This window comes from Microbispora sp. H11081 (assembly GCF_012999535.1).
Classification (GTDB): domain Bacteria; phylum Actinomycetota; class Actinomycetes; order Streptosporangiales; family Streptosporangiaceae; genus Microbispora.
Genome location: NZ_JABBWV010000002.1, coordinates 713,432 through 728,098, shown reverse-complemented (window position 1 = coordinate 728,098; position 14,667 = coordinate 713,432). Strand labels below are relative to the sequence as shown.

General features: G+C 74.9%; 16 protein-coding genes. 11 read left to right on the top strand and 5 right to left on the bottom strand.

Going from position 1 to position 14,667, the window contains the following annotated elements:
• Window positions 1-54 precede the first annotated feature (54 nt).
• Genes hpnC through hpnH form a run of 6 tightly spaced genes read left to right on the top strand, consistent with a single transcriptional unit; the run spans window position 55 to window position 7,686 of the window.
• Window positions 55-906 carry a squalene synthase HpnC gene (hpnC, locus tag HHX31_RS08400; RefSeq protein ID WP_169946719.1) on the top strand — a complete coding sequence of 284 codons (852 nt, stop codon included), beginning with the start codon at window positions 55-57 and terminating at the stop codon, window positions 904-906.
• A complete protein-coding gene (locus tag HHX31_RS08395) occupies window positions 881-1,915 on the top strand; it encodes a squalene/phytoene synthase family protein (RefSeq protein WP_311931671.1) in 1,035 nt (344 codons plus the stop codon). Before hpnC ends, HHX31_RS08395 begins: the two co-directional genes overlap by 26 nt.
• Window positions 1,912-3,294, top strand: a complete 1,383-nt coding sequence (gene hpnE / locus HHX31_RS08390) for a hydroxysqualene dehydroxylase HpnE (protein WP_169946716.1) — start codon at window positions 1,912-1,914, stop codon at window positions 3,292-3,294. Before HHX31_RS08395 ends, hpnE begins: the two co-directional genes overlap by 4 nt.
• Window positions 3,291-5,171, top strand: a complete 1,881-nt coding sequence (shc, locus tag HHX31_RS08385; RefSeq protein WP_311931670.1) for a squalene--hopene cyclase — start codon at window positions 3,291-3,293, stop codon at window positions 5,169-5,171. Before hpnE ends, shc begins: the two co-directional genes overlap by 4 nt.
• Window positions 5,168-6,682 carry a 4-hydroxy-3-methylbut-2-enyl diphosphate reductase gene (ispH, locus tag HHX31_RS08380; protein WP_169946714.1) on the top strand — a complete coding sequence of 505 codons (1,515 nt, stop codon included), beginning with the start codon at window positions 5,168-5,170 and terminating at the stop codon, window positions 6,680-6,682. Before shc ends, ispH begins: the two co-directional genes overlap by 4 nt.
• A complete protein-coding gene (gene hpnH, locus HHX31_RS08375; RefSeq protein ID WP_169946712.1) occupies window positions 6,682-7,686 on the top strand; it encodes an adenosyl-hopene transferase HpnH in 1,005 nt (334 codons plus the stop codon). Before ispH ends, hpnH begins: the two co-directional genes overlap by 1 nt.
• 2 nt (window positions 7,687-7,688) lie before the next feature.
• Here the strand turns inward: hpnH and HHX31_RS08370 are convergent, their stop codons facing one another.
• Window positions 7,689-8,462 carry an SDR family oxidoreductase gene (locus HHX31_RS08370; protein ID WP_169946710.1) on the bottom strand — a complete coding sequence of 258 codons (774 nt, stop codon included), beginning with the start codon at window positions 8,460-8,462 and terminating at the stop codon, window positions 7,689-7,691.
• 158 nt (window positions 8,463-8,620) lie between these two features.
• Between HHX31_RS08370 and HHX31_RS08365 the strand changes: the two genes are divergently transcribed.
• The 5 genes from HHX31_RS08365 to HHX31_RS08345 all read left to right on the top strand — a co-directional run bounded on the left by HHX31_RS08365 (window position 8,621) and on the right by HHX31_RS08345 (window position 11,473).
• Window positions 8,621-9,193, top strand: a complete 573-nt coding sequence (locus HHX31_RS08365; RefSeq protein WP_169946708.1) for a hypothetical protein — start codon at window positions 8,621-8,623, stop codon at window positions 9,191-9,193.
• A gap of 13 nt (window positions 9,194-9,206) precedes the next feature.
• Window positions 9,207-9,677 (top strand): hypothetical protein, encoded by a 471-nt coding sequence (locus HHX31_RS08360; protein ID WP_169946706.1) that lies wholly within the window; start codon window positions 9,207-9,209, stop codon window positions 9,675-9,677.
• Window positions 9,678-9,741: 64 nt separating this feature from the next.
• Complete coding sequence (locus tag HHX31_RS08355; protein ID WP_169946704.1) at window positions 9,742-10,797, top strand: GDSL-type esterase/lipase family protein; 1,056 nt, start codon at window positions 9,742-9,744, stop codon at window positions 10,795-10,797.
• Window positions 10,794-11,027 (top strand): hypothetical protein, encoded by a 234-nt coding sequence (locus HHX31_RS08350; protein WP_142559609.1) that lies wholly within the window; start codon window positions 10,794-10,796, stop codon window positions 11,025-11,027. The genes HHX31_RS08355 and HHX31_RS08350 overlap by 4 nt, the downstream gene beginning before the upstream one ends.
• Complete coding sequence (locus tag HHX31_RS08345; RefSeq protein ID WP_169946701.1) at window positions 11,024-11,473, top strand: hypothetical protein; 450 nt, start codon at window positions 11,024-11,026, stop codon at window positions 11,471-11,473. Before HHX31_RS08350 ends, HHX31_RS08345 begins: the two co-directional genes overlap by 4 nt.
• Here HHX31_RS08345 and HHX31_RS08340 read toward each other — a convergent pair.
• From HHX31_RS08340 to HHX31_RS08325, 4 genes are read right to left on the bottom strand one after another with little or no spacing between them, the layout of a single operon-like run.
• Window positions 11,470-12,066, bottom strand: a complete 597-nt coding sequence (locus tag HHX31_RS08340; protein ID WP_169946699.1) for a response regulator transcription factor — start codon at window positions 12,064-12,066, stop codon at window positions 11,470-11,472. The two genes, HHX31_RS08345 and HHX31_RS08340, sit on opposite strands and share 4 nt — an antisense overlap.
• Entirely contained in the window at window positions 12,066-13,163 is a 1,098-nt protein-coding gene (locus tag HHX31_RS08335) for a sensor histidine kinase (protein WP_169946697.1), read from the bottom strand. Before HHX31_RS08335 ends, HHX31_RS08340 begins: the two co-directional genes overlap by 1 nt.
• Before the next feature lie 5 nt (window positions 13,164-13,168).
• Window positions 13,169-13,858: an ABC transporter permease gene (locus tag HHX31_RS08330; RefSeq protein WP_169946695.1), complete on the bottom strand. Its 690-nt coding sequence runs from the start codon at window positions 13,856-13,858 to the stop codon at window positions 13,169-13,171.
• Window positions 13,855-14,568: an ABC transporter ATP-binding protein gene (locus HHX31_RS08325; protein WP_169946693.1), complete on the bottom strand. Its 714-nt coding sequence runs from the start codon at window positions 14,566-14,568 to the stop codon at window positions 13,855-13,857. The genes HHX31_RS08330 and HHX31_RS08325 overlap by 4 nt, the downstream gene beginning before the upstream one ends.
• Window positions 14,569-14,667: the final 99 nt, after the last annotated feature.

The window sequence follows — 14,667 nt, the reverse complement described above, 5'->3', positions numbered from 1 at the left end:
CGCCGGCGCTCCTTGTCGGGTTTTGTGGTGAATTGCGGCGGAGATTCTTCAGGCATGTCCGCAGCGGACGTTCGCGATGCCGCGCGCCGGGAGAACTTCCCGGTGGCCGCCCGTCTGCTGCCGCGCGCGTACCGCCGCGACCTGATGGCGGTGTACTGCTTCGCCCGATACGTGGACGACGTCGGCGACGAGGGCGACCCCGCCGAGCGGCCCGCGCTGCTCGACGCGGTGGAGGCCGATCTCGGCCGCCTCTACGCCGGGGTGAGCCCCCGGCTGCCCGCCGTGCGGGCGCTGACGCCGCTGGTCGCCGGGCGGGGCGTGCCCCGGGCGCACTTCCTGCACCTCGTGGAGGCCAACCGGCGCGACCAGGTGGTGCGGCGCTACGACACGTTCGCGCAACTGCTGGCCTACTGCGAACTGTCCGCCAACCCGGTCGGCCGGATCGTCCTGCACGTCTTCGGCGCGGCCACGCCGGAGCGGGCGCGGCTGTCCGACCGCATCTGCTCGGCGCTGCAGGTGATCGAGCACTGCCAGGACGTGGGCGAGGACCACGCCCGCGGCCGGGTCTACCTCCCCGGCGAGGACCTGCGCAGGTTCGGCTGCCGCGAGGCCGACCTGGCCGCCCCGCACGCGTCCCCGCGGCTGCGCAGGGCCGTCGCGCTACAGGCGCGCCGCGCCGCCACGCTGCTGGACGAGGGGATGCCGCTGCTGGAGACGCTGAGCGGGTTCGCGCGCACCGCGGTGGCCGGGTACGTCGCGGGCGGGCGGGCCGTGCTCGCGGCGCTGGAACGCGGGCGGCACGACGTGCTCGGCCGGACGGTCCGCGCACGCCGCCGCGCGGTGCTCGGCGAGTGGGCACGCGTGCTGAGGGAGGTGAACGGTGACGCTTCCCGGCGCGATCCCTGATCCCGTTCCCGATCCCGTTCCCGACGCCGTTCCCGGTCCGGTTCCCGACGCCGTTCCCGGCGCGGGCGGGCGGCCGGGCCCCGCGCTGCGCCCCGTCGCCGCCGGGCCGATCCGCACGCCCGCGCCCGTGCCGCTGCCGGCCGCCTACCGCCACTGCGAGCGTGTCGTGCGCGACCAGGCACGCAACTTCGCCTACGGGATCCGCCTGCTCGCCCCGCCCGAGCGCCGCGCGCTCAGCGCGCTCTACGCCTTCGCCCGCCGGGTCGACGACATCGGGGACGCGGCCGGGCCCGTCGACGCGCGACTGTCGGCGCTGGAGGAGGCACGGGCGGGGCTCCGCTCGCCGCGGCCGGATCCCGCCGATCCCGTGCTGGTGGCGCTGCACGACACCGCCGAGCGCTTCCCCGTGCCGCTGGAGGCGTTCGAGGAACTGATCGACGGCTGCGCCGCCGACGTCGCGGGCGCGCGCTACCAGTCCTACGAGGACCTCGTCGGCTACTGCCGCGACGTCGCCGGGTCGATCGGACGGCTGTCGCTCGGCGTCTTCGGCCTGGCGGACGGCGCGGGCCGCGACGCCGGGGCGCTGCGGCGCGCGGCGCGGCTCGCCGACTCCCTGGGGGTGGCGCTCCAGCTCACCAACGTGCTCAGGGACCTGCGGGAGGACCGGTGCGCCGCGCGGGTGTACCTGCCGGCCGACGACCTGCGCGAGTTCGGCTGCACGCTCGGCCTCGACGCGTCGGGGGCGTTCACCGACCCGCCGGAGCGGCTCGCCAGGCTCGTGCGGTACGAGGCGGGGCGGGCGCTCGACTGGTACGCCGAGGGGACCCGCCTGATCCCGCTGCTCGACCGGCGCAGCGCGGCCTGCACCGCGGCGATGGCCGGCATCTACCGGCGCCTGCTCGACCGCATCGCCACCGACCCGGCCAGGGCGCTGGCCGGGCGCCTGTCGCTGCCACCCTGGGCCAAGGCGATGGTCGCGGCGCGGGCGATCGCGGGAGCGGCCCGATGAGCGGCCCGATGAGCGGAGCGGCGGGCGGAGCGATCGACACGGCGGCGGGCGGCCGGGTCCCGCCCGTGGCGGTGGTCGGCGGCGGCCTCGCCGGCATCACGGCGGCCCTCGCGCTCGCGGAGGCCGGCCGCGCGGTGACCCTCTACGAGGCGAGGCCCCGCCTCGGCGGGGCCACGTCCTCCTTCTCGCGGGGCGGGCTGGTCGCCGACAACGGGCAGCACGTTTTCCTGCGCTGCTGCACGGCCTACCTCGGCCTGCTCGACCGGCTCGGCGGGACCGGGCGGGTGCGGCTGCAGGAGCGCTTCGACGTGCCCGTGCTCACCCCCGGGGGCGGGCGGGCACGGCTGCGCAGGTCCGCGCTGCCCGGGCCGTTCCACCTGCTCCCGGCGCTCGCGGGCTACCGCCTGCTGTCGCCCGCCGACCGGCTGCGCGCGGTGCGCGGCGCGCTCGCCCTGCGCGGGCTCGACCCGGCGGCGCCCGCCCTCGACCGGTCCGCGCTCGGCGGCTGGCTGGCCGCCAACGGCCAGCGGGAGGCCGTACGGCGGGCCCTGTGGGACCTGTTCGCGGTGGCGGCGCTGAACGTGCCGTCCGACGAGGCGGCGCTCGGGCCGGCGGCGATGGTCTTCAGGACGGCCCTGCTCGGCCGCGCCGACGCCGCCGACATCGGCGTGCCGTCCGTGCCGCTCGGCGACCTGCACGGCGGCGCCGCGCTCGCGGCCATCACCCGGCTGGGCGGCGAGGTGCGGCTGCGGGCGAAGGTGGACGGCGTGCTGCCCGGGCCGTCGATCCTCGTCGGCGGCCGGCGGGTCGACGCGTCCGCCGTGGTCGTCGCGGCCCCGCACGGCCAGGCCGCGCGGCTCGTGCCGGCGGAGGCGGCGCCGGACCGGGACGCCTGGGCGGGGCTCGGCGCGAGCCCGATCGTCAACGTGCACGTGGTCTACGACCGGCCGGTCACCCGGCTGCCGTTCGCCGCCGTCGTCGGCTCACCCGTGCAGTGGGTCTTCGACAGGACCGAGGCGGGCGGGCTCGCCCGGGGCCAGTACCTGACGGTCTCGGTGTCGGCGGCCCGGCAGTGGATCGACGTGCCCACGGCCGTGATGCGGGAGGTGTTCCCGCACGAGCTCGCGCGGCTGCTGCCTGCCGCGCGGGAGGCGCGGGTCGTGGACCTGTTCGTCACCAGGGAGCGGCGGGCGACCTTCCGGCAGGTCCCGGGCAGCGGGAGACTGCGCCCCGGCGCGGCCACCCGGTGGCCCGGTCTCTTCCTCGCCGGCGCGTGGACCGACACGGGCTGGCCCGACACGATGGAGGGCGCCGTGCGCAGTGGACTCCGGGCGGCCCGCCTCGTGCGGCGGCATCTCGGGCGGGAGCGGACGCCGTGACCGCCGTCGCCGCCGGCGCCACCGGGGCCGCCCGCGCCGAGACGGCCCTGAACGCGGCCCGCGACCACCTGCTCGGCCTGCAGTCGCCCGGGGGATGGTGGAAGGGCGAGCTGCGGACCAACGTGACGATGGATGCGGAGGACCTGCTGCTGCGCGAGTTCCTCGGCGTGCGGACCGCGCGGGAGACGGCCGAGACCGCCCGGTGGATCAGGTCGCGGCAGGGAGCCGACGGCGGCTGGGCCACCTTCCACGGCGGTCCCGCCGACCTGTCCACCACCGTGGAGGCGTACACGGCGCTGCGGCTCGCGGGCGACCCGCCCTCCGCCCCGCACATGCGTGCCGCGGCGGCGTGCGCACGCGAGGCGGGCGGCGTCGAGTCCGCCCGGGTCTTCACCCGGATCTGGCTCGCCCTGTTCGGCCAGTGGCGGTGGGAGGACCTGCCGGTAATCCCACCGGAGATCATGTTCCTGCCGCCTTGGTGCCCGCTGAACGTGTACGACTGGGCGTGCTGGGCGCGGCAGACCATCGTGCCGCTCACGATCGTGACCGCGCACCGGCCGGTCCGCCCGCTGCCGTTCGCCCTGCCGGAACTGCGGACCGGGCGCCCGCCGCGGCGGGCCGCGCGCACCGGGTGGGACGCGGCGTTCGCGGCGCTCGACCGCGCCCTGCACCGGTACGAGCGGCGGCCGCTCGCGGGGCTCCGCGACGCAGCGCTGCGGCGGGCCGCCGAGTGGATTGTGGCCCGCCAGGAGGCCGACGGCTCCTGGGGCGGCATCCAGCCTCCCTGGGTCTACTCGCTGATCGCCCTCCGCCTGAGCGGGTACGGCCTGGACCATCCCGTCATCCGGGCCGGCCTGGCGGGGCTGGACAGGTTCACCATCAGGGAGAACGGCACGCGCCGGCTGGAGGCGTGCCAGTCGCCGGTCTGGGACACCGCGCTGGCGATTACCGCCCTCCTCGACGCCGGCCTGCCGCGCGAGCATCCCGCGCTGGCCGCGGCGGGCGAGTGGCTGCTGCGCGAGGAGGTGCGCGGGCCGGGCGACTGGGCGGTGCGGCGGCCCCGGCTCGCGCCGGGCGGCTGGGCGTTCGAGTTCGACAACGACCGCTACCCCGACGTCGACGACACGGCCGAGGTGGTCATCGCGCTGGGCCGGTGGGGCCGCCCCGACGCTCGTCCCGCGCTGGAGCGGGGGCTGCGCTGGATGGCCGGGATGGCCTGCCGCGACGGGGGGTTCGCCGCCTTCGACGCCGACAACACCCGCACGCTGTGCCTGCGCCTGCCGTTCTGCGACTTCGGCGCGGTCATCGACCCGCCGACGGCCGACGTTACCGCGCACGTGGTCGAGGCGCTGGCGGCCGAGGGCCTGGCCCGCTCCCCCGTCGTACGGCGGGCCGTGGGGTGGCTGCTGCGGGCGCAGGAGCGCGACGGCTCGTGGTTCGGCAGGTGGGGGGCCAACCACGTGTACGGCACCGGGGCGGTGCTGCCGGCCCTCGTGGCCGCCGGGGTGCCGCCAGGCGACCCCCGCGTACGGCGGGCCGTGGCCTGGCTGGAGGCGCACCAGCAGCCCTGCGGCGGCTGGGGCGAGGACATGCGCTCCTACCGCGACCCCGCCTGGATCGGGCGGGGCGAGCCGACCGCCTCGCAGACGGCCTGGGCCATGATCGGCCTGCTCGCCGCCGGGGAGCGTGGCCGGGCCGTGGACCGGGGCGCGGCCTGGCTGGCCGGCAGCCAGCGCTCCGACGGCACATGGGACGAGCCACACTACACCGGGACGGGCTTCCCCGGCGACTTCTTCATCAACTACCACCTCTACCGCCTCGTCTTCCCCCTCAGCGCGCTCGGCCGCTACCTGCGTGCCCCGGAGGTGACGCCATGACCGGTCTGATCGTGTGCACCGCGCTGGGGCTCGAGGCCCGGGCCGTCGCCCGTGGCCTGCGGCCCCCGCCCGGCCGGCCGGGCATCCGGGTCGTCAGAATCGGGATGGGCCCGGACCGGGCGGCGCGCGCGGCGGCCCTGCTCCCGCCCGCCGCCGCCCTCGCCGTGACCGGCTTCGGCGGGGCGCTCCACGACGGGCTGCGCCCCGGGGACGTCCTCGTCGCCACCGAGGTCCGCTCCGGCGACCGGGTCTGGCCGTGCCCGTCGGCGCCGCTGCTCGCCGGTGAGCTCCTCAGGGCCGGGCTGCCCGCCCGCCTGGGCCCGCTCGTGACCTCGCCGGGGATAGTGACGGGCCGCGCCAGGCTCGCGCTGGCCCGCGAGGGCGCGTGCGCCGTCGACATGGAGAGCGCGCCTCTCGCGGAAGCCGCGGGCGGGCGGCCGTTCGCGGCCGTGCGGGTCATCGTGGACGCCCCGGGCGCCCCCCTGCTGAACCCCGCCACCCTGTGCGGCGCGGTCCCCGCGCGCCGGACGCTCACCCGGATCGGCCCTGTGCTGGCGCGGTGGGCGGCGGCCGTGGGCCCGCGCCGGGTCCTGCTGGCCTCGCCCCGCTCGTTCTGCGCCGGGGTCGAGCGGGCCATCGAGATCGTGGAACTCGCCCTGGACCGGTTCGGCCCGCCCGTTTACGTGCGCAAGCAGATCGTGCACAACATCCACGTCGTACGGGATCTGGAGCGGCGCGGCGCGGTGTTCGTCGACGAACTGGCCGAGGTGCCGGAGGGCGCGGCGACCGTGTTCTCCGCGCACGGGGTCGCGCCGTCCGTGCGGGAGGAGGCGGCGCGGCGCGGACTGCGCGTCGTCGACGCGACCTGCCCGCTGGTCGCGAAGGTCCACGCCGAGGCCCGCAGGTTCGCCGCGCGGGGCGACCTCGTGGTGCTGATCGGCCACGCCGGGCACGAGGAGGTCGAGGGCGTGCTCGGGGAGGTGCCGGGCGCGGGCGTGCTGGTCGAGGACGAGGCCGAGATCGAGGGCCTGCGGCCGGGGCGCGGGGTCGCCTACCTCACCCAGACCACGCTCGCGGCCGACGAGGCGGGGCGGGTCTCGGCGGCGATCCGGCGGCGCTTCCCGGACGCCGAGGGACCGCGCGGCGACGACATCTGCTACGCGACGACCAACCGGCAGCGGGCGGTGCGCGCCGTCGCGGACGAGGCCGACCTGGTCCTGGTGGTCGGGTCGGCGAACTCCTCCAACGCCCTGCGCCTCACCGAGGTCGCCGCGCGCTCCGGGCGCGACGGGGCGCCGCTCGCCCGCCTGGTCGACGGCCCAGGCGACGTCGCGCTCGACTGGCTGCGCGAGGCGCGGACGGTCGGGGTTACCGCCGGGGCGTCGACTCCCGGCTCGGTGGTCGACGACGTCGTGGCGGCCCTCGGCGGGCTCGGCCCGCTGGAGGTGGAGGAGCGGCGGGTGACCGAGGAGAACGTCGAGTTCACATTGCCGAAGGAGGTGCGGCCCTGATGCCTATGCCCCTGCGCCAGAGCCTGCGCGTCGGCGCCTACATCCTGCGCCAGCGGCTGCGCGGGCGGGAACGGTTCCCGCTGCTGCTCGAACTCGAACCGCTGTTCGCGTGCAACCTGAAGTGCGCGGGCTGCGGGAAGATCCAGCACCCGGCCGGAGTGCTGAAACAGCGCATGCCGGTCGAGCAGGCGGTTGCCGCCGTAGAGGAGTGCGGCGCGCCGATGGTGTCGATCGCGGGCGGGGAGCCGCTCATGCACCCCCAGATCGGGGAGATGGTCGAGGAGCTGGTGGCGCGCAGGAAGTACGTCTTCCTGTGCACCAACGCGCTGCTGATCCCGCGCAAGATCGACCGGTTCGCGCCGTCGCCCTACTTCGCCTGGGCGGTCCACATCGACGGCCTGCGCGAGCGGCACGACGCGTCCGTGTGCAAGGCGGGCGTGTTCGACGAGGCGGTCGCGGCGGTGCGCGAGTGCCTGCGGCGCGGCTTCCGCGTCACCACCAACACCACGTTCTTCGCCGGGGACAGCCCGCGCACGGTCGTGGAGGTGCTCGACTTCCTCAACGACGAACTGCGCGTCGACCAGATGACGATCTCGCCGGGGTACGCCTACGAGAAGGCGCCCGACCAGGACTGCTTCCTGGGCGTGCGGCAGACGCGGGAGCTGTTCCGCGCCGCGTTCGCCGGCGGCAACCGCAGGCGCTGGCGGTTCAACCACTCGCCGCTGTTCCTCGACTTCCTGGAGGGGAGGACCGACTTCCCCTGCACGGCCTGGGCGATCCCCTCCTACTCCCTGTTCGGCTGGCAGCGGCCCTGCTACCTGATGGCCGACGGGTACGCGAAGACGTACCGGGAGCTGGTCGAGGAGACCGACTGGGACTCCTACGGCCGGGGGCGGGACGCGCGCTGCGCCAACTGCATGGCGCACTGCGGCTACGAGCCGACGGCGGTCTTCGCCACCCTCGGCTCGCTGCGCGAGTCCCTGCGCGCGCTCCGCGGCGGCTGAGGTCAGGGGCGGCCGAACCGGCGGGCGAGGATGCGGAACGCGCTGGGCGCGGCCCCATGCAGGCGGGCCGGCAGCCGCAGCCACGCCGGCACGAACACCTCGGCGCGCCCGCGCTCGACGGCGACCGCGATGGCCCTGGCCACCCGCTCCGGCGGGACGGGCGCGGGCCTGCGGCGGGTGTACGGCCTGCCGCGCCGGGCGAAGAACGCCGTGTCGACCACCCCGGGCACCACGGTCGTCACGCCGATCCCATTCCCCTTGACCGGGGGCAGTTCGTAGCGCAGGCTCTCGGCGAAGGCCAGCAGGCCCGCCTTGGTCGCGGCGTACACCGCCTCCTCGCGCACGCCGACCACACCGGCGATCGAGGCCACGTAGACGAGGTGGCCCCGGCCGCGCTCGGCCATCCCGGGCAGCAGCAGCCGGGTGAGCCGCACGTGTGCGGTGAGGTTGACCGCGACCAGCCGGTCGGCGGTGCCGCAGGGCATCCGAGTGAACGGCCCGCTCCAGCCCTCGCCCGCGCACGCCACGAGCAGGTCCACCGGCCCGGCGCGTGCGGCGAGGTCGGCGACCCCGTCGGGGGTGCCCTCAGGAGCGCCGGGGGACAGGTCGGCGGGCAGCGCCTCGCCGCCGGTCCTGGCGGCCACGCCGGCGAGCGCCTCCTCGTCGCGCCCGGACAGCACCAGGCGGGCGCCGCGCGCCGACAGCTCCAGCGCCGTGGCCGCGCCGATGCCCGACGAGGCTCCCGTGACGAGCGCCCGTGCCCCCGCGAGTCGCATGGCCCACCCCCGTACCCCGGGATGTACCCCTCCACGCTGCTCGAACGCGACTTCGCACGCCGGGAGAAACACTCAGGGCGAAGCGACCGAATAATGAGCGTACGGTCCATGATCCGCGTCTGGCCCTTTCTGGCCTCAGCTCCGAATCGAGGTTGCGTATGGCGACCGAAGCGGTTTCCGCATCTCGCCCCTCCCACCGTGGAGGAGAGCTCAACGGCCGGCACCACCGTGCCGCTCTGGGCGTCTTCGCCTTCATCGTCGTGGCCCACTGGGCCGAACACCTCGCGCAGGCCGTCCAGGTCTACGTGCTCGGCTGGAGCCTGCCCGAGGCCCGCGGCGTGCTCGGCCTGCCGTTCCCGTGGCTGGTCACCTCCGAGTGGATGCACTACGGCTACGCCCTGGTGATGCTGGTCGGGCTCATCATGCTCAGGCACGGCTTCACCGGACGGGCGCGCGTCTGGTGGAACGTCTCGCTCGGCATCCAGGTCTGGCACCACTTCGAGCACTTCCTGCTGCTCATGCAGGCCCTGATCGGGCAGAACCTGGCGGGCCGCCCGGCTCCGACCAGCATCATCCAGCTGCTGGTGCCGCGCATGGAGCTGCACCTGTTCTACAACACCCTCGTGACGATCCCCATGGTCGTCGCGATGATCATGCACCTTCGTCCCAGCGCCGCCGAGCGCGCGCTGATGGCCTGCACCTGCGCCCCCGCCCTCGCGCCGGCGCGGTGACGGAGGTGACGGCGTGACCACCGGGCACGGGGAGCGTCAAAGCTCCCCGGCCTTCTTCACCGCCGTGCTCACGTTCCTCGCGGCCTTCCTGCTCTTCCTCTCCGTGCCGAACATCGGCACCGTCGTGCGCGCCGCACGGGCGGACGGCGTCCCCGGGTCCTTCACGGCCAAGCGGGTGGAGTGCGTCGAGCATCCCGGGCACGAGTCCTGCACCTGGTCGGGCGACTTCCTGTCCACCGACGGCGCGGTACGCAAGACCGACATCGCGTTGTACGGCGCGGACCGCGAGATGCTCCGCGAGGGGCAGGTGACCGCGGCCGTGGACGTGGGGCGGGAGAACCGGGTCTACGGCCCCGGTGGTTCGATGGAGTGGGTGTTCACCGCGGTGCTGCTACTGGCCGCGCTCGGCATCCTGTACGCCGCGTACAGCCGGCTGGTGCGCTACCTGCTCCGAGCCCGCACCCCCGCCACGGCAGATCGTTGACGGCCGGTCGTCGACCGGGCGATCCACCCAGGAGGCGGCCATCCCACATCCGACGATCATGATCGTGGGTGACTCGATCAGCCACGGACTGGAGGGCGACTACACCTGGCGGTACCGGCTGGCCCGCCACTTCGCCGCCCGCGGCGCGCCCGTGCGCTTCACCGGTCCGTGGTCGGGCACCTGCGCCCTGCCCGACCTGGCGCCGCGGGAGGGCGCCGCCGCGACGCGCGCGGGCGGCTACCGGCCGGGGACCGTCTTCCCCCATGACCTGCACCACGCCCGCTGGGGCGGCCTGATGGACGAGGCGAGGGGCGAGATCGCGGACGCCGTCGCCGCCCACCGGCCCGGCCTCCTCATGGTCGCGCTGGGGTTCAACGACCTCGCCTGGGGGGTGAGCGGCCCCGAGCGGCTGCTCACCCATGTCGGGGAGTTCGTGCGCAGGGCCCGCGAGGCGCGCCCCGACCTGCGTTTCCTCGTGGCCGACGTCGTCCGGCGCACCCCGCTGCCCCACCTGCCGCACCTGCCGGAGATCGTCGAGACGTACAACGCGCGCCTGCCCGGCGTCCTGGCCGCGCTGTCGACGCCCTGCTCCCCCGTCGTCCATGTCGGCCTCGCGGCCGTCTACGACCCGCACGCCGACACCTACGACGGGCTGCACCCCAACAGCGTCGGCGAGTTCAAGATCGCCAAGGCGTTCGCCGACGCGTACTCCCGGGCCTTCCAGGGCGGGCGGCTGGACTTCGCCACGCCGGTTCCCGCCGACGCCGAGCCGTTGCCGATCAGGGCGCCCGGTGGGATCGCCGTCGCGGTACGCGGCGCCACGGCACGGATCTCCTGGTCTCGGGTCTTCGGCGCGAGCGGCTACTGGCTCGACCTGCGCGACGTGGACGCGGGATCGGGGTTCGAGCGGTCGCCGCTGCCGATCGGGGCCTGCGGCTGCGACCTGCGGCTGCGCGGCGGGGGGACGTACGAGGCGCGGGTGAGCGCGGCCCGCGGCGACCAGGAGACCCGGCCGACCAGGGCCGTCCGGTTCGTCCTGGAGGCCGGGCGCGAGTCCGCGGCGCTTTTCCGGGAACCGGTGGACCACCGGCAGTATGACTGGGTAGCCTCCCAGGTATGACCAAGAAGATCACGATCTCCTTGCCCGACGAACTGGCCGACGAGGCGCAGGCGTCGGGCAACGCCTCGGCCTACATCGCCGCGGCGCTGCGGGAGCGGCGGCGCATCCAGGGCGACCTCGCCATCATGGCCGATTTATGGGGGCCGGGCTGGCAGGACGGGATCACCGATGACGACAGCGCCCGCGCGGCGCGCCTGATGACGGGCGACGCCAAGGCGGACGCCGCGTGACCGACCCCGTCCCACCGGCCGGCGTCCTGTCCGGCCACGTGCTGGACCTCGACGCCGTCGTCCACCTGATCGAGGGCAAGAGCATGTACGGCAGGGCCGTCGTGCACCAGTCCTCGGCCCACGGCGTCACCCTCCTCATCCCCGCCCTCGCCGTCCAGGTGCTGTCCCTCGGCCCCGTCCAGCCCCGGCTCGAACGCTTCCTGCGCATGTCCATGGTGGTCACCGGCGCGCTGTCCCCCGACGACGCCGTCGAAGGCGGGCCGTACGCGCAGGCGATCATGACGAGCCTGCGCCGCCACCGGCCCGCCGCCGCCGACGCGCACCTGCCCGACGTCCTGGTGGCCGCCCACGCCGCCGTCCACGCCACCCGCCGCAACTGGCGGATCATCACCGCCACCCCCTACCTGTACGAGGGCCTCGACGTCCGCCTGGAGATCCTCCCCTAGAGGAGCCCTCGTTCCATGGCGACGACGACCGCCGCGGCCCTGCTGTCGACCCCGAGCTTGGCGAAGACGTGCTTGAGATGCGTCTTCACCGTCGTCTCGCTGATCAGCAGGGCCCTGGCGATCTCCTTGTTCGCCGAGCCCCGCGCCACCAGGCGCAGCACCTCCAGCTCGCGCGGGCTCGGCTCCTGGGCCGCGGGCCTGTTCATCAGCGCGGACGCCACCGACGGCGCCAGGACCGCTCCGCCGGCGGCGGCCGTGCGGACCGCTCTGTGCAGTTCCTCGCGCGGCGCGTCCTTCAGGAGGTAGCCCGCCACCCCGGCGGCCATGGCCCGGGCCACGTCGGCGTCCGTGTCGTAGGTGGTGAGCACGACCACCTTGATCTCCGGTTGGTCGGCCCGGAGCCGCTGGATCGCCCCGACGCCGTCCAGGCCGGGCATGCGAAGGTCCATCAGCACCACATGCGGCCGGGCCTTCCTGGCCATGGCCAGCGCCTCGAACCCGTCGGACGCCTCCGCCACCACCTCGATGTCCGCCACGTGGTCGAACATCCCGCGCAGCCCGTCGCGGACCACCGGGTGGTCGTCGACGATCATCAGTTTGAGGGGATCCGCAGGCACAGCGCCGTCCCCTCTCCCGGTGCGGACTCCACGGTCAGCGTTCCCCCGACGCCGCCGGCCCGCTCCCGCATGGCCGCCAGCCCATACCCCGCGCCGGGCGCGTCAGGGTCGAACCCCAGCCCGTCGTCGAACACGTCCAGCGTCACCTCGTCGTTCATGTACGTCAGCGTGATCGCGACCATGCCCGCCTGGGCGTGCCTGGCCGCGTTCGACAGTCCTTCCTGCGCCGCCCGCAGCAGCGTCGTCTGCACCTCACCCGGCAGTGGCCGGGGCGTCCCCTCCACCGACACGGTCGCCGTCACCCCCGACGTCCGCGACCACCGGGCGGCCACCTCCGCGAGCGCCGCCTCCGGGCCCGCGCCGGCGAGAGGGCCCGGCCGCAGCGCGTCGACCGAGCGCCGCGCCTCCCGCAGGTTGTCACGCGCCAGTTCCTTGGCCAGCGCGATCCTCTTCCGTACGGCGCCCAGGTCGGGCATCGCCTGCTCGGCCGCCTCCAGCTGGGTGATGATCCCGCTCAGCCCCTGCGCGAGGGTGTCGTGGATCTCCCTGGCCAGCCTCGCCCGCTCCTCCAGCACCCCGACCGTCCGGTTCTGCGCGCTCTGCCGGGAAACGTAGTCGACGAACAGCCCGATCGCCACGACGAGGCCGGAACTCCCGACGAGCCGCCACAAGGCGCCGGGGTCGTCCAGATAGCCCCTGGCGGCGAACGTGCTGAGGACCGTCGTCACCGCCCCCACGTACGACCAGGGGCTCGGCAGCATCAGGTAGGGCTGGGGCATCAGCCCGAAGACGACCACGTCGAACGACCGGTCCAGTGACACCAGCGCGACGTAGAGCGCGCAGACGACCGCCAGATGGAACGCCATCGGGTTCAGCCGCCCGAGCAGACGCGGCCGGCGTACGACGAAGAAGCCGTGCCAGCCGGCCATGAGCGCGACGATCCCCAGCGTCAGCGGGCCTGGGACCCTGCTCTCGCCCGTGCCCTCGCCTGACGAGAGGACCAGTCCGAGCGCCAGGCAGGCGTAGTACAGCAGGTGGAAGGCGCGTAACCAGCGCGCCTCCCAGACGTTCACTGTCCTCACTCCCATCGGAACAGCGCGGCGCCGGCGGCCGTGGCCGCCACGATTATCCCGGCCAGGATCAGCAGGGGAAAGACGGCGACGGTGCCGGACCAGGCGTCGCCCAGGGCCTCCACGGCCGGGGTCAGTGGCAGGAAGTCACCGATCTGGCGCAGCGAGCCGGGTAGCGCCTTCCTGGGCACGGCCGCGCCCGACAGAAAGATCATGGGGAACATGACCAGCATGCCGATCAGGCTCGCGCCCCTGGTGTTGCGCACGACCGCGGCGATCACGAAGCCCAGCGCGCAGACCATCACCGAGCAGAGCAGGAAGGCGGCGGCCAGCAGGACGACGTTCCCGGGGGGCCGCGCGCCGAACACCGCGATCGTCACGACCACCAGCAGCGCGGAGCCTGCCAGTCCCGCGGCGACCTGGGCCACAAGCTGGGCTCCGAGCAGCAGAACCGGCGAGATCGGCGTGGCGGCCAGCCGCTTGAGCACCTTGCGCTCGCGGTAGGAGGCCAGCAGGCCCGGCAGCGCGCCCATCCCGCCGATGGCAGCGATCATCGCGAGATAGCCGGGGACCGCCCCGCCGTCGCCGCGTTTGAGCACCAGCAGCATGAGGGGGAAGGCCACCATGAAGAACAGCGAGGCGGGATCGCGCGCCAGCAGCCTGAGCTCGGCCGCCGCCAGAGCCGTGAACGCCTTCATCGGTCGGTTCCCTCCAGGGCGAGGTATGCCTCTTCGAGCGAGGCGGTTCCGGTCCTGGCGACAAGCTCGCCCGTGGTGCCCGTCGCCGCCACCCGGCCGCGGGCGAGGACGGCGACCCTGTCACAGAGCGCCTCTATCTCGTCGAAGTAGTGGCTGACCAGCACCACGGTGGTGCCCGCCGTCTTCAGGTCGCCGACCAGCCGCCACGTATCGCGGCGCGCGATCGGGTCCAGGCCCGTGGTCAGCTCGTCGAGCACGACGACCTCGGGGTCGCCGACCAGGGCGAGCGCGAGCATCAGCCGCTGCCTCTGCCCGCCGGACAGGTCGCCGTAAGCCTTCCTCGCCAGCGGCCCCAGGCCCCAGCGTTCCATCACCCGCCGCCAGTCGGCCGGGTCGCGGTAGAAGGCGCCGAACATGCGCAGCGCCTCGGCCACCTTGATCCGCTCGGGCAGGGAGCCGTCCTGCAGTTGCACGCCCAGGCGCTGGGCCAGGGCGCGCCGCCTGCGCGCCGGATCCTCGCCGAGCACCCGGACGCTGCCCGCGTCGGCGCGCCTGAGCCCGGTCAGGCACTCGACGGTCGTGGTCTTGCCGGCGCCGTTGTGGCCGACGATCCCGAACGTCTCACCGGCCCGGACCGTGAACGTCACCCCGTCCACGGCGACGGTGTCCCCGTACGACTTGCGGAGGTCTGTGACCTCGATGGCTTCCATGCCTCAAGGTTCGCGGCGGCGCCGATCACGCGGCATCACCCGGCACGTCGCCCGGCATCCCCCTTTCGGAGGATGGTGGCGCGCGTCACCGCAGGTCAG

Bases quoted from the DNA above. Each gene is read 5' to 3' on its own strand.
- HHX31_RS08350 (WP_142559609.1), top strand. From the start codon at position 10,794: ATGACCAAGAAGATCACGATCTCCTTGCCCGACGAACTGGCCGACGAG.
- ispH (WP_169946714.1), top strand. From the start codon at position 5,168: ATGACCGGTCTGATCGTGTGCACCGCGCTGGGGCTCGAGGCCCGGGCC.
- HHX31_RS08325 (WP_169946693.1), bottom strand. From the start codon at position 14,568: ATGGAAGCCATCGAGGTCACAGACCTCCGCAAGTCGTACGGGGACACC.
- HHX31_RS08370 (WP_169946710.1), bottom strand. From the start codon at position 8,462: ATGCGACTCGCGGGGGCACGGGCGCTCGTCACGGGAGCCTCGTCGGGC.
- hpnE (WP_169946716.1), top strand. From the start codon at position 1,912: ATGAGCGGCCCGATGAGCGGAGCGGCGGGCGGAGCGATCGACACGGCG.
- HHX31_RS08330 (WP_169946695.1), bottom strand. From the start codon at position 13,858: ATGAAGGCGTTCACGGCTCTGGCGGCGGCCGAGCTCAGGCTGCTGGCG.
- HHX31_RS08365 (WP_169946708.1), top strand. From the start codon at position 8,621: ATGGCGACCGAAGCGGTTTCCGCATCTCGCCCCTCCCACCGTGGAGGA.
- HHX31_RS08340 (WP_169946699.1), bottom strand. From the start codon at position 12,066: ATGATCGTCGACGACCACCCGGTGGTCCGCGACGGGCTGCGCGGGATG.
- hpnH (WP_169946712.1), top strand. From the start codon at position 6,682: ATGCCTATGCCCCTGCGCCAGAGCCTGCGCGTCGGCGCCTACATCCTG.
- hpnC (WP_169946719.1), top strand. From the start codon at position 55: ATGTCCGCAGCGGACGTTCGCGATGCCGCGCGCCGGGAGAACTTCCCG.